The 13,188-nt window shown below is 64.8% G+C and carries 9 protein-coding genes; 5 read left to right on the top strand and 4 right to left on the bottom strand.

Annotation, left to right across the window (positions count from 1 at the left end; translation table 11 throughout):
- Window positions 1–40: 40 nt before the first annotated feature.
- Window positions 41–2,932: a CHAT domain-containing protein gene (locus tag CJD35_RS07445; protein WP_095686971.1), complete on the top strand. Its 2,892-nt coding sequence runs from the start codon at window positions 41–43 to the stop codon at window positions 2,930–2,932.
- 7 nt (window positions 2,933–2,939) lie between these two features.
- Here CJD35_RS07445 and CJD35_RS07440 read toward each other — a convergent pair whose 3' ends face one another.
- The 3 genes from CJD35_RS07440 to CJD35_RS07430 form a co-directional block, all read right to left on the bottom strand.
- Window positions 2,940–4,805 (bottom strand): ABC-F family ATP-binding cassette domain-containing protein, encoded by a 1,866-nt coding sequence (locus CJD35_RS07440; RefSeq protein ID WP_017183808.1) that lies wholly within the window; start codon window positions 4,803–4,805, stop codon window positions 2,940–2,942.
- A 338-nt stretch (window positions 4,806–5,143) separates the two neighbouring features.
- Window positions 5,144–5,998, bottom strand: a complete 855-nt coding sequence (locus tag CJD35_RS07435) for an SMP-30/gluconolactonase/LRE family protein (protein ID WP_026002517.1) — start codon at window positions 5,996–5,998, stop codon at window positions 5,144–5,146.
- A 3-nt stretch (window positions 5,999–6,001) separates the two neighbouring features.
- Window positions 6,002–7,150 (bottom strand): aldose epimerase family protein, encoded by a 1,149-nt coding sequence (locus CJD35_RS07430; RefSeq protein WP_017183806.1) that lies wholly within the window; start codon window positions 7,148–7,150, stop codon window positions 6,002–6,004.
- A 122-nt stretch (window positions 7,151–7,272) separates the two neighbouring features.
- On the opposite strand from CJD35_RS07430, the gene CJD35_RS07425 reads away from it, so the two are divergent.
- Window positions 7,273–8,580, top strand: coding sequence for a sugar MFS transporter (locus tag CJD35_RS07425; RefSeq protein WP_026002516.1), 1,308 nt, complete (start codon window positions 7,273–7,275; stop codon window positions 8,578–8,580).
- A 95-nt stretch (window positions 8,581–8,675) separates the two neighbouring features.
- Here the strand turns inward: CJD35_RS07425 and CJD35_RS07420 are convergent, their stop codons facing one another.
- Entirely contained in the window at window positions 8,676–9,440 is a 765-nt protein-coding gene (locus CJD35_RS07420; RefSeq protein WP_026002515.1) for a FadR/GntR family transcriptional regulator, read from the bottom strand.
- A 205-nt stretch (window positions 9,441–9,645) separates the two neighbouring features.
- Here CJD35_RS07420 and araD1 point away from each other — a divergent pair, with 205 nt between their 5' ends.
- From araD1 to CJD35_RS07405, 3 genes are read left to right on the top strand one after another with little or no spacing between them, the layout of a single operon-like run.
- Window positions 9,646–10,638: an AraD1 family protein gene (gene araD1, locus CJD35_RS07415; protein WP_026002514.1), complete on the top strand. Its 993-nt coding sequence runs from the start codon at window positions 9,646–9,648 to the stop codon at window positions 10,636–10,638.
- 5 nt (window positions 10,639–10,643) lie between these two features.
- Window positions 10,644–11,570, top strand: coding sequence for a Gfo/Idh/MocA family protein (locus tag CJD35_RS07410; RefSeq protein WP_017183802.1), 927 nt, complete (start codon window positions 10,644–10,646; stop codon window positions 11,568–11,570).
- 19 nt (window positions 11,571–11,589) lie between these two features.
- Window positions 11,590–13,152 (top strand): alpha-N-arabinofuranosidase, encoded by a 1,563-nt coding sequence (locus tag CJD35_RS07405; protein WP_026002513.1) that lies wholly within the window; start codon window positions 11,590–11,592, stop codon window positions 13,150–13,152.
- The last annotated feature ends 36 nt before the right edge of the window (window positions 13,153–13,188 follow it).

The raw sequence follows: 13,188 nt of genomic DNA, 5'->3' as shown, positions 1-13,188 counted from the left end.
GGGACAGGCGATGGGGCTTTTGGCAGGCAGGATAGCCGTGATGCTGGCGCTGGCGACGATGCCGGTGCTGCCGGGCGTTGCCCAGACCGTGCCGGGCTTTCGCGTCGACGATCCGCGCCACGCCCAATTGCGCGCGCTCGATGAAAAAGCGACGACCCTGTTCGAAAATGACGATTTCGCCCAGTCGATGTCGCAAAAGACGCGCGACGCCTGGGCCGCGTTGCACGACAAGGCGATGAAGGTGCGCGTGGGCAACCACCCTCATCCGCTGGCGGGCGTCGGCCTGATCAAGCTGGGGTCCATGGACCAGATCGAGGGCAAGAATCCCTCCGCCCTCGCCCATGTGGACAAGGGGCTGGCGCTGATCGCGCCGTTCCGCGACGCCTATCCCATCCCCTGGCTGGAAGGCATGTCGGTCAAGGGCTATGTCCAGTCGATCATCGGCGACGTCACCGCCGGGGCAGAGACGCTGGCGCAGGCCAGCGCCTATGCCGACGGCTATTTCGCGCGCGTCGGGCCAAAGGCGCTTTCCGAAGCGGACTATATGCTCAAGTCCAACATCGCCTTTTCCCACGCGCAGGCGCTATCGCGACTGGGGCGTTATGGCGAAGCCGTCGACGCCCAGCGCGCCAGCCTGGACGCGCGCACGACCAGCCTTGGCCCCAATCATCCCGATACGGTGGCCGCGACCTACACCTATGCGCAGATGCTCTATCGCGCGGCGCGGCTGGTTGAGGCGGAACAATATGCGCGGCTGGCGGTCAATATCGCGACCGACCATGTCGATCGCAAACATCCCAGCTATCATCGGTCGCTGGAAATGCTGGGACTGCTGCTGGCGCGCACGGGGCGACGCGCGGAGAGCCTGGATTATATGGAGCGCTCCATCGCCATCAAGCGCGAGACGGTGGGGACGAAGAGCCTCTTCTATCATTTCGGCCTCTATAACATGGCTGGCGTGCTGTTGCCGATGGAACGCTATAGTGATGCCGAGCCACTGTTTCTGGAGGCGGAGCGCGGCTTTCGGGCGATCGAGGGCGACAATAGCCCGCAAGGCGCGCGCGCGCTGGCCTTTGCCGCCGTTGCCAGTGCCGCGTCGGGACGGCCGAAGGAGGTGATCGAGCGTACGCGCACGGCGATGGACCGCGTCCGCACCCCAACCGCCAGCGATCGGGACATGGGGCAGCGTGTCTATCCGCTGCTCGTCCCCGCGCTGATCGCCACCAGCCAGCAGGACGCCGCGCGGGCCGCCGCCGCCGATTATCTGCGTGAAACCCGGCAGATCGATGATGCGCCTGCCTTCGCGCTGGCCAATGCCGCCATGATGGCCGCCTGGGCACAGGGCGACGGCGCTGTCGCGGCGGCGCGGCAAATGGCCGGGCTGCTGCGCGAAAGCCAGTCGCTCGACGATGATGGTGATCTGAATGAGGAACAGCGCGCCGCGCTCGACACTATCCTCAAGATCGCGGTGCAGGCGAACGACCCGGCGCTGGCGCTGGACGCCATGGCGATTCTGGCCGGATCGCGCATTGCCCAGGCCAACAGGCTGGTGGCAGAGCGGCTGGTGGCCGATCCAGCGCTCGCCGCGCGGGTCCGCACCTTGCAGGACAAGCTGAAGGCGCTGGCCAAGGCGGACAGCGCGTTGCTCAAGGCGCTGGCAACCGACAAGGATGTCGACGCCGCGCGCGCCGCCCGTTCCGCCGTGGAGGCCATTGCCGAGGCCGAACGGGCCGCCATCGCCCGCGACTATCCCCGCTGGATCGAAGCGCGCGGCGGCATCCGGCCCGACCTTGCGACATTGCGCGCGGGATTGGCGCAGGACGAAGCCTTGCTGGCGGTGATGCCCGCCTTTGACGGGGTGTATCTGCTGGCGGTCGATGCCGACGGCGCGACCGTGGAGCGCACGGGGTTGGGCCGCGCCGCCATGGTCGCGCTGGTCGACCGGCTGCGCGGCACGATGACACCCGGCGGGTTCGACCGGACCGCTGCGCATGATCTCTATGCCCAGATCTTCACGCCCACCATCCTCGCCCGGCTGGGCAAGGCAAAGGCGTTGCGGATCGTGCCCACCGGCGCTTTCGCCTCGCTGCCCTTCGCGATGCTGCCGCAACGGCCTGTCGTTACGATCGATCGGGATACGCCTTGGCTGATCCGCCGCTTCGCGATAGAGGTACAGCCCGGCTTTGCCACCGGCCCGGCGGCGCCACAGCGGATCGCCATGCGTAACCAGAGCTTTCTGGGCGTCGGCGCGCCTGCCCCCTTTGCCGCCGGGGCGAGGCCAGCGGCACCTGCGCTGCTCGCGGCGAACCATTATTTTCGCGGCGGCACGGCCGATGCGGCTGCCTTGTCCGAACTGCCGTCCCTGCCCGGATCGCTCGCCGAATTGCGCGCCGTGGCGGATCGCTTCGGCACGGATCGCGCCACCCTGCTGGTCGGGGCGCAGGCAAGCGAAGCGGCGCTGCGCGCGCAGGATCTCGCGCCCTATTCCGTCATCCTGTTTGCGACCCACGGACTGGTCAGCGGCCAGATGGAGGGCGTGACCGAACCGGCGCTGGTCCTGTCTCCGCCCTCCCCCGGCACCGGCGATGACGGACTGCTGACCGCTTCGGAGGTCGCGGCAATGCGGATCGGCGCGGACTGGGTGATCCTGTCGGCCTGCAACACGGCGGCGGGCGACAGCGCGCAGGCACCGGCCTATTCGGGACTGGCGCAGGCGTTCCGCTATGCAGGGGCGGGATCGCTGCTGGTATCGCACTGGCCGGTGCGCGACGATGCCAGCGCTTTCGTGACGCTCGAAACAGTGAAAGCCGCCAACCGGGGGACGCCCCGTGCCGTGGCGCTCCAGAAGGCGATGCGCAAGCTGATGCGGTCAGGGCGGGCCGATGCGGCACAGCCCTATATCTGGGCGCCGTTCATCCTGATCGGGCGCTGAAGGGGTTTCAGCCCGCTTCCAGCGCCGCGCCTGCTTCCATCCAGACTTCCTCCGCTGCTTCCAGCTTCTTTTCCACCGCGGCGCGCTTCACCATCAGTTCGCTGGTCGTCATCTTCGCTTCCGCCCCGGTGGCGGCCTTGGGATCGAACAGCACGGCGTCGATCCGCTTGCGCTCGGCGATCAGCGCCGCCATTTCCTTTTCGGCGCGGGAGACGGCGTTTTTGAGCGCCTTCTGCTTTTCGCGCCATTCGGCAGCCGCCTTCTTGTCGGCCTTGCGATCGACCTTGGGCGCGTCGCCGCTGCTGTTGCCATCGGCCTTGCGCAGGACGATGTCGGTATAATCCTCCAGACTGCCATCGAACGGCTGGGCCGTCCCGCCATCGACCAGCACCAGCCGGTCGGCCACCAGTTCGATCATGTGCCGGTCATGGCTGACGATCACCACCGCGCCATTATAATCGTTGAGCGCCTGCACCAGCGCCTCGCGGCTGTCGACGTCCAGATGGTTGGTCGGTTCGTCGAGGATCAGCAAATGCGGCGCATCACGGGTGATGAGCGCCAGCGCCAGCCGCGCCCGCTCGCCACCGGACATGCTCCCGACCTTCTGGATTGCGCGTTCGCCCGAAAAGCCGAACCGCCCCAGTTGCGCGCGCACCGCGCCGGGGGTCGCACCCTTCATCACGCGGGTCATATGTTCCAGCGGCGTGTCGGTGACGTCCAGTTCCTCCACCTGATATTGGGTGAAATAGCCAACCTGCATCTTGGACGAGCTTTGCATCTGCCCTTCCATCGGCGCGAGTTGCGCCGCGATCAGGCGGGCCAGCGTCGTCTTGCCGTTGCCGTTGCGGCCCAGCAGCGCCAGCCGGTCGTCCGGGTCGATGCGCAGATTGACCCGGCGCAGGATCGGCGTGTCGCCATAGCCGACCGCCGCCATGTCCATGGTGATCAGCGGCGGGCGCAGTTCGGGCGGGCTGGGGAAGCTGAACGCCAGCGTGGGGTCTTCGATCGCCGCCGCAATCGGCTGCATCCGCGCCAGTGCCTTGGCGCGCGACTGGGCCTGCTTCGCGGTCGATGCGCGCGCGGAGTTGCGGGCGACATAATCCTGCAATTTCTCCCGCTCGGCCTGCTGCTTGACCCGCGCCGATTCAAGCTGGGCCAGGCGTTCGGCCCGTTGTCGCTCGAATGCGTCATAGCCACCGGGATAGAGGGTGACCTTGCCGCCCTCCAGATGGAGGATATAATCGACGACATTGTTGAGCAGGTCACGCTCATGACTGATGACGACCACCGTGCCCCGATAGGCTTTCAGGAAATTTTCCAGCCACATCGTTGCTTCAAGGTCGAGATGGTTCGACGGCTCGTCGAGCAGCAGCAGGTCGGGATTGGAGAAGAGCAGCGAGGCGAGCGCCACCCGCATTTTCCAGCCGCCCGAATAGCTGTCGAGCGGACGCCCCTGCATTTCCTCGTCAAAGCCAAGGCCCACCAATATGCGCGCGGCGCGGGCGGGCGCGGTATAGGCGTCGATGCTGGTCAGCCGCTCATAGATATGGCCCAGGCGATCGGGGTCTTCGGTATGCTCGGCCTCCGCCATCAATGCGGCGCGCTCCTTGTCCGCCTCCAGCACCGTCTCGAACGGGGTCGCCGTGCCGCTGGGGGCTTCCTGCGCAATATAGCCAAGGCGTGTGTCGCGCGGCATGTCGCAACTGCCATCGTCGGGATCGAGTTGGCCGATCATGACCTTCATCAGCGTCGACTTGCCCGCGCCATTGCGACCGATCAGGCCGACCCGGCTGCGTGGGGGAAGCGCCGCGCTGGCGCGGTCGAGGATGGTGCGGCCACCAAGGCGCACGGTGATACCGTTAAGATTGAGCATGGGGGCGCTTTAGCAGGAAGCCACGCACAGGGAAGGGGCTTGCGCCCCTGTCTCCATTCTCCGCCCGCAAGCGACGCTGCTTTTGTCGGGGCCAGGTCTGCGAAAGCCGGTGCGGGTCGCCGCGCGTCAGCCATAGCCGGGATAAGCCGACAGCGAACCGAACATAGGTGGCGGAAAAATGTCCCGAACAGCCTTTGGCGCGTGCAGTTCGCCTATGGCTGTTCGGGATCGCAACGTTGTACGTCTTGGAGAAGGAATGACAACGCTGTCCAGGTGCTTTAAGCAGATTTCGGCACCCAGTTCAATCGCCTTTTATCGACCCATATGTCGATCGAACGTCAGCCAGCAAATAGATGGGTCGGCAAGCCACGCCCGCCGCAATCGACTTCGAACAAGCCGCCGTCATAGGGCGTCGCGTCCAGGCCGATCGCGGCTGAACTGACGAACATGCGATCCAGGTCGGGTCCGGCGAAGCAGATGTTGGTCACCTGCCGCGCGGGCAAGGCGATGGCGCGGTCTAGCCTGCCATCGGGCGTGAACCGGCTGATCCGCCCGCCGCCCCAATGGGCGACCCAGATATGGCCGTCGGCATCCACGGTCATGCCGTCGGGATAACCGTCCGCATCCGTGAAGGAAATGAAGGGTTGCCGATCGGCAATTCCCTCTGCCGTCCGGGCGAAGCGATACATGATCCGGCGGGCCGTATCGCTATGATAGAGCCATTTGCCGCAGGGCGAAAAGGCCGGGCCGTTGGGGACGCGATAGCCGGCATCCATCTGTTGCCAGACAAGATCGGGGGTCAGGCGATAGAGCGATCCGCTGTCGCTTTCCTCCGCCATGTCCATCGTGCCGCACCAGATCTGGCCCTGCGCATCGGCCTTGCCATCATTCATGCGATTGCCCGGCAGATCAGGTTCCGGGTCACCGATCGGCGTGATGGTCAGCGGGTCGAGGCTGATCTCCGCAAAACCGCTCTTGAACCCGCCGATAAAGCCGCCGCCCGCCCGCTCGGCCACCCAGCCCAGCGGTTCGGGCACTGCCCAGCGTTCGACGGCGCCGTCCTTCAGGGACAGTCGGTTGAGCGCGGGAGCAAGGATGTCGACCCAATAGACCGCATCATCCCGCGCCGACCATATAGTCCCTTCGCCCAGCATGTCGGCGCCATCGCGCGCGATCATCCGCCACTGCGCCATGGTTCACCGCTTGACCGAGAGGCGATAGACCATCGCGTGATGATAGGGTTTGCCGGGATCGACCCGCGCCGACACGAAATTGGGCTTGTTGGGCGCATCGGGGAATTTCTGCGGCTCCAGCGCGATGCCGTCACCCATGCGATAGAGGTGACCGCCCTTGCCCACCAGCGTACCGTCGAGAAAATTGCCCGCGTAAAATTGTACGCCCGGCTCGGTCGTCAGCACCTCAACCACCCGGCCCGATACCGGATCTTCCAGCCGGGCGGCCAGTTCGGGGGTCTTGGTCAGCCCCTTGTCCAGCGCCCAATTATGGTCATAGCCACGCCCGAACACGATCTGCGGATCGCGGCCGTCGCGAATGCCGTCGGCCACGCGGCGGGGCTGGCGGAAATCGAACACGCTGCCATCCACCGGCTTGCGTTCACCAGTCGGGATCAGCGCTTCATCGACCGGGGTATAGGCTTTGGCCGGAATGGTCAGCAGATGGCCCAGCGCCCCGTCCGGCGATCCTTCGCCGCCCAGGTTGAAAATGGCATGGTTGGTCATGTTGACGATGGTGGGCTTGTCCGTCTTGGCATCGAATAGGATACCCAGATTGCCCGCCTCATCCAGCGTGTAGGTGACGCTGCTGTCCAGCTTGCCCGGATAACCCGAATCGCCATCCGCACTGGTCAATGTCAGTACCAGCGTTGCGACCGGCCCGCTCTTGACGGAGGCGACTTTCCAGACCTGCTTGTCGAAACCCTTGCCGCCGCCATGCAGGCTGTTGGTCTTGTCGTTGAGCGGCAACTGATAGGCCTTGCCGTCGATCGAGAAGGCGCCGCCCGCGATGCGATTGGCATAGCGGCCCACGGTCACGCCGAAATAATTGGGATGGTCGACATAGTCTTTGAGGTCATCATAGCCGAGCAGCACGTCCGCAGCCTTGCCATGCTTGTCCGGCATCGACAGCGACTGGAGCGTCGCGCCATAGGTCAGTATCCGGGCCGATATGCCCTGCTTGTTGGTCAGGCTGATCACCTCGACCGCGGTTCCGTCCGCCAGGGTTCCGGCGGGCGCGCGGCTGGCTTCGGCGGCGAGCGCCGCCCCGCTTGTCAGCGCCAGCGCGACTGCGTATGACAGCGTTGTTTTGATAATAGCGACGTTGCGCATGAGGCTTCCTCTTATGACCATGACCCATTGACGGGCGGTTTCGGGGAATATACTCAGACAAAATAAGCGGATGCAACCCCTCATAGCGGCTGTGCCGCATTGGAATTTACGGAGACGGATGAATGGCAGGACCAGTTTCCTCGACCGCCGCGCCATCGATGGCGCATAATCCCGGCGTTCGCTACGGCCCGGCGCTAGGGCTGCTGGCCAGCCTGTTTTTCATGTGGGGCTTCATCACGGTCATCAACAACACGCTGCTGCCGCATCTGCGCAGCGTGTTCGACCTGAGCTACACCCAGACGACGCTGATCGAATCGGTCTGGTTCATCGCCTATTTCTTCGCCTCCATTCCATCGGCCAAGCTGATCGAACGGGTCGGCTATCAGAAGTCGATGGTCATCGGGCTGCTGATCATGGCGGCGGGCGCAGCGGGCATGACGCTGGCGGCGTCCATCCCCTCCTATGGCGTGACGCTGGTCATGCTGTTCGTCATCGCCAGCGGCATCACGCTGTTGCAGGTCGCGGCCAACCCCTATGTCGCGGTCGTCGGCAAGCCGGAAACCGCCTCCTCGCGCCTCAATCTGGTGCAGGCGATGAACTCGGCGGGCACGATGCTTGCCCCCCTGTTTGGCGCCTATCTGATCCTAGGCCGGTCAAAGGGCGGCACGTCGCAGGGCGATGTCGTCCTGACCCAGGCCGAACGGCTGGCCGACGCGCAGTCGGTGATCCTGCCCTATATCATCGTCGCGGTCATATTGGTGGTTCTGGCGGTCATCATCGCCCGCTTCCCCCTGCCCGCCATGGGCAATGCGACATCGCGTCACAGCAAGGAAGAGCGCAAGAAGCACTCGCTCTGGGTGCATCGCAATCTGGTGTTCGGCATCCCGGCCATCTTCATCTATCTGATCGCGGAAATCGGCGTCGCCAACCTGTTCGTCAATTTCGTCAGCCAGCCCGATATCGCCAACCTGACCCATGAGCAGGCGGGCAATTATCTCAGCCTGCTGTGGGGCGGGATGATGGTCGGTCGCTTCGCCGGCTCCGCGATCATGCAGAAATTCGATGCAGGCCATGTGCTGGCCGCCTTCTCGATCGGGGCGTTCATCGTCATGCTGGTGACGGTATTTACCACCGGCCCGATCGCGATGTGGTCGCTGATCCTGGTCGGCCTGTTTCACTCGATCATGTTCCCCACCATCTTCACGTTGGGGATCAAGGGGCTTGGGCCATTGACCGAGGAAGGCTCCGGCCTGCTGATCATGGCGATCGCCGGTGGTGCGCTGGTCGTGGTGCAGGGCTGGCTGGCGGACGAATATGGCCTGCAATGGTCGTTCCTGCTGACCGCGGCGTGCGAACTCTACATCCTGTTCTACGCGCTATGGGGATCGAAAGTGACCCATGCGCTGCCCGACCAGCCAGTCGCGGAATAAGCCAAAAACAGCCGAGGGTCGCACTTCGGGGCAAAAAAGAGGCCGGAGCAGGACCACCCTGCTCCGGCCTTTTTCATTCCCCGTACCGGGCAGGATCATCCCCCCATCGCGCTTGCAGTATCCTCCAGCGCCAGATCGACCAGCACGCCCATCGCCTCGGCCGCCGCCGCCGCGTCTCCCGCCGCGATCGCGTCGAACACGCGGACATGGTCGGGGATCGGGTTGCGCGGCAGGGCACGGGCGCGCTGCTTATATTGGGTGGTCCAGTTGACCGCCGATCCGATGCTGGCGGACAATACCTGAAGCGCATCGTTGCGGGTCGCGTTGAGGATCGCATTGTGAAAATCGCGGTCGGCCGCGCGCCCCAGCTCGGTCGCCAGCGTATGGCGGCGCATCGCGGCCAGCGCGTCCTTCATGATCTTGATGTCATTCTTGTCGCGCCGCTGCGCCGCCAGCCGGGCGGCGGCCGGTTCGACGATGGCGCGCAGCTCGAACAGGTCGCGCACGAACTGGATGTCGGGTTCCCCAGCAAAGGCCCAGCCCAGCACTTCGGGATCAAGCAGGTTCCAGCGGGTGCGCGGCAACACCCGCGTTCCGGCCTTGGGGCGGCTTTCCACCAATCCCTTGGCGGTCAGCACCTGAATCGCTTCGCGATAGGCGCTGCGCGACACGTCCAGTTCCTCGGCAAAGGCGACCTCACCCGACAGGACATCGCCCGGCGCATATTGGCCAGACAAGATCGCCGTGCCCAGCTTGTGCGCGATCGCCCCGTGCAATCGCCTGCCAGGCCCCCGCGCCACTTTTGCCGAATCCCCGTTTTCCGCGGCATGCGCAGTTGTTGACGGCCTGTCCTTTCCCATCCCGGCTCCTCCCACCTTGCACCTATCAGGCACGGATCGATGTAGAATACAAGCATTGCCATTACCATCTTCCTGTAATATGTCGGAGTAATTGAGAGAGTCATCACGCAAGCGCTGCTGCATATTGCAGCCGCCCAGGCACATGATCGGCCATCATTCAGGATCAGCCAGCGCCGCGAATGGCGTGCGGGAGGAGAGTTTTTTCATGACATTGCGCCTGTTGCAGCATCGTGCCCCCAGCGGCGTCCGCTCCGTCATCGCGGCGCAGGGCGATGCCGCCCATATCGTGCCGGGCTATGCCAGCATCCGCGCCCTGGCGCTCGACGCGATCGCCCGTAACATCAGCCTGAGCGCCGCGGTCGATGCGGCAGGCGCGGGCGATGCGATCGACATTGCCGCGGCCTTTGCAGCGGGCGAATTGCTCGCCCCCATCGACCATGACGATGACGCGCATATCCAGTTGACCGGCACGGGCCTGACCCATCTTGGCTCCGCCGAAGGCCGCGACAAGATGCACCGCGAGGCAGCGGCGGCGGAACGCCAGACCGATTCCATGCGCATGTTCCTGGAAGGGCTGGCGGGCGGCAAGCCCGCGCCGGGCGCCGTCGGCCAGCAGCCCGAATGGTTTTACAAGGGCGACGGGTCGCAACTGGTGGGGCCGGGCGAACCGCTGACCATGCCGGCCTTTGCCAGGGATGGCGGCGAGGAGCCGGAACTGGCGGGCATCTACATCATGGGCGATGACGGCCAGCCCTATCGGCTCGGCCTGGCGCTGGCCAACGAGTTCAGCGACCATGTGACCGAGCGGCACAATTATCTGTGGCTCGCCCATTCCAAGCTGCGGCAGGCCGCGCTTGGCCCGGAATTGCTGGTCGGCACCCCGCCTGCGCATATCGAGGGTGCCAGCCGCATCCTGCGCGATGGCGTCCCGATCTGGGAAAAACCGTTCCTGTCGGGCGAAGGCAATATGTCGCACAGCTTCGCCAATCTGGAACATCATCATTTCAAATATGACCTGTTCCGCCGTCCCGGCGACGTCCATGTCCATTTCTTCGGCACGGCGACGCTGTCGTTCAGCGATGGCATCGCGACGCAGGAAGGCGATGTGTTCGAAATCGCCGCCGCGCCCTTCACCCTGCCGGTGCGCAATGCGTTGCAACGCGCCGGGCCCGTCGAAGTGGTCGTTCAGGCGCTCTGACCGCCATGGACCCGATCCGCATCGCAATCGTGGGCATGGGCAAGATCGCGCGCGACCAGCATGTCCCCGCCATCCGTGGCAATAGCGCCTTCAGCCTGGCCGCGACGGTCAGCCCGCATGATGCCGGGCTGGACGGGGTGCCGCATCTGGCCAGCCTGGACGCGCTGCTGCATGACGGCCCGGCGGTGGACGCGATAGCGCTCTGCACCCCGCCGCAGGTCCGCTATGATCTGGCGGCGCAGGCGCTGGGGCGCGGCATCCATATGTTTCTGGAAAAGCCGCCCGGCGCGACGCTGGCCGAAGTCGGCGCGTTGCAGGCGCAGGCGGACAAGGTGGGCGTTTCGCTGTTCGCGGCCTGGCACAGCCGCTTTGCCGCGGGCGTCGCTCCGGCGCGCGCCTGGCTGGCGGAGCGGAAGATCCAAAGCGTGTCGATCGTCTGGCGAGAGGATGTGCGCGTCTGGCATCCGGGGCAGGCATGGATCTGGCAACCCGGCGGCCTTGGCGTGTTTGATCCGGGGATCAACGCGCTCTCAATAGCGACCCACATCCTGCCGCGCCCCTTCTTCCTGAAGGATGCAACGCTGATCCTGCCGGACAATCGCGCCGCCCCGATCGCGGCTGATCTGCATTTTCGCGACACGGGCGGCGCGCCGATCCACATGGACCTCGACTGGCGGCAGACCGGCCCGCAAAGCTGGGACATTGCCGTCGAAACCGACGCAGGCACGCTCAAATTGTCGCAAGGGGGCGCGGTGCTGCACCTGCCCGGTTCCACCGACCATGGCGAGGATGTCGAATATCCAGGGCTCTACAGCCGCTTTGCCGCACTGATCCGGGGCGGGCTATCGGACGTCGATACCGATCCGCTGCGGCTGGTCGCCGACGCCTTCCTGCGCGGGCGGCGCGAGACCACCGACGCATTTCACGATTAAGATTACAGGAGTGGACGACATGATCAAAGCCCTGCGCCGCACGACGGCCACGCTGCTACTATGCGCTACGGCGCTTGCCACCAGCGCCCATGCCGACACGGATGGCAAGCCGACGATCGCGACGATCAACGCCGCCAGCCCCGGCCCCGTCTATGACAAGCGCATCTTCACCCAGTTTGCCGAACATCTGGGCAACGGCATTTATGGCGGCCTGTGGGTCGGCAATGACAAGACGATCCCCAATACGAACGGCTTCCGCAACGATGTGATTGCGGCGCTCAGGAACCTGTCCGTGCCTGTCGTACGCTGGCCCGGCGGCTGCTTTGCCGACGAATATCATTGGCGCGAAGGCATTGGCGGCAAATCCAAGCGCCCGGTCAAGATCAACACCCATTGGGGCGGCGTGACCGAGCCGAACACGGTCGGCACCCATGAATTTTTCGAGCTGATCCGCCAGATCGGCGCGGAGGCCTATGTCGCGGGCAATGTCGGCAATGGCACGCCGCAGGAAATGGCCGAATGGGTCGAATATATGACGTCGCCAGCGGGCACGCTGGCCGAAGAACGCGCGAAGAACGGGCACAAGGAACCATGGGCCGTCCCCTATTTCGGCGTCGGCAACGAATTGTGGGGCTGTGGCGGCAATATGCGCGCCGAATATGCCGCCGACGTCACGCGCCGCTACGCCACCTTCATCAAGGCGCCGCGCGGCACGAGGATCATGAAGATCGCGGCAGGCGCCAATTCCGACGATTATAACTGGACCGAGACGATGATGAAGATGGCGAGCGGCCAGCTCGACGCGCTGTCGCTCCATTATTACACCATCCCAGGCGCCTGGCCGCCGCGCGCTTCCTCCACTCAGTTTGACGAGACGGGCTGGGCCAACACATTGGCCGAAGCGCTGCGCATCGACGAATTGATCACCAAGCATAGCGCCATCATGGACAAATATGATCCGGCCAAGAGAATATGGCTGGCGGTCGATGAATGGGGCACCTGGTATGCCGATGACCCAGGCACCCATCCCGGTTTCCTGCGCCAGCAAAATACGCTGCGCGATGCGCTGGTCGCGTCGATCCATCTCGACATTTTTGCGCGCCATGCCGACCGGGTGAAGATGACCGCCATCGCCCAGATGGTGAATGTGTTGCAGGCCATGATTCTGACCGATGGCAGCAAGATGGCGCTGACGCCGACCTATCATGTGTTTGAAATGTACAAGCCCTGGCAGGATGCGACCGTGCTGCCGATCAGCATCGACACACCCTGGTACCATAAGGACAAATGGTCGATGCCCGCCGTCAGCGGATCGGCGGTCCGGGGCAAGGATGGCAAGGTGCATGTCGGCCTGTCCAACCTGGACCCCAACCAGCCCAATAGCGTCACGGTCAAACTGGACGGGCTGAATGCCGCGAACGTCACCGGCCGCATCCTGACCGCATCAGCGATCAACGCCCACAACACGTTCGATGCGCCCGACACCGTCAAGCCGGTCGCCTTTACCGGGGCGCAGGTCAGCGGCGGCACGCTGAGCGTGACCTTGCCGCCCAAGTCGGTCGTGGTGCTGGAGTTGCAGTAAGGCCTGAAGTGTCATGTGCCCCCGCGCAGGCGGGAG

It is taken from the genome of Sphingobium xenophagum, assembly GCF_002288285.1.
Taxonomy (GTDB): Bacteria; Pseudomonadota; Alphaproteobacteria; order Sphingomonadales; family Sphingomonadaceae; genus Sphingobium; species Sphingobium xenophagum.
Note: the sequence above shows the minus strand (reverse complement) of the source record. Positions and strands in the feature narration are given on the sequence as shown.

Coding starts and splice junctions, on each gene's coding strand:
- CJD35_RS07410 (WP_017183802.1), top strand. CDS start 10,644: ATGGACCCGATCCGCATCGCAATCGTGGGCATGGGCAAGATCGCGCGC.
- CJD35_RS07425 (WP_026002516.1), top strand. CDS start 7,273: ATGGCAGGACCAGTTTCCTCGACCGCCGCGCCATCGATGGCGCATAAT.
- CJD35_RS07430 (WP_017183806.1), bottom strand. CDS start 7,150: ATGCGCAACGTCGCTATTATCAAAACAACGCTGTCATACGCAGTCGCG.
- CJD35_RS07435 (WP_026002517.1), bottom strand. CDS start 5,998: ATGGCGCAGTGGCGGATGATCGCGCGCGATGGCGCCGACATGCTGGGC.
- CJD35_RS07445 (WP_095686971.1), top strand. CDS start 41: ATGCTGGCGCTGGCGACGATGCCGGTGCTGCCGGGCGTTGCCCAGACC.
- araD1 (WP_026002514.1), top strand. CDS start 9,646: ATGACATTGCGCCTGTTGCAGCATCGTGCCCCCAGCGGCGTCCGCTCC.
- CJD35_RS07420 (WP_026002515.1), bottom strand. CDS start 9,440: ATGGGAAAGGACAGGCCGTCAACAACTGCGCATGCCGCGGAAAACGGG.
- CJD35_RS07440 (WP_017183808.1), bottom strand. CDS start 4,805: ATGCTCAATCTTAACGGTATCACCGTGCGCCTTGGTGGCCGCACCATC.
- CJD35_RS07405 (WP_026002513.1), top strand. CDS start 11,590: ATGATCAAAGCCCTGCGCCGCACGACGGCCACGCTGCTACTATGCGCT.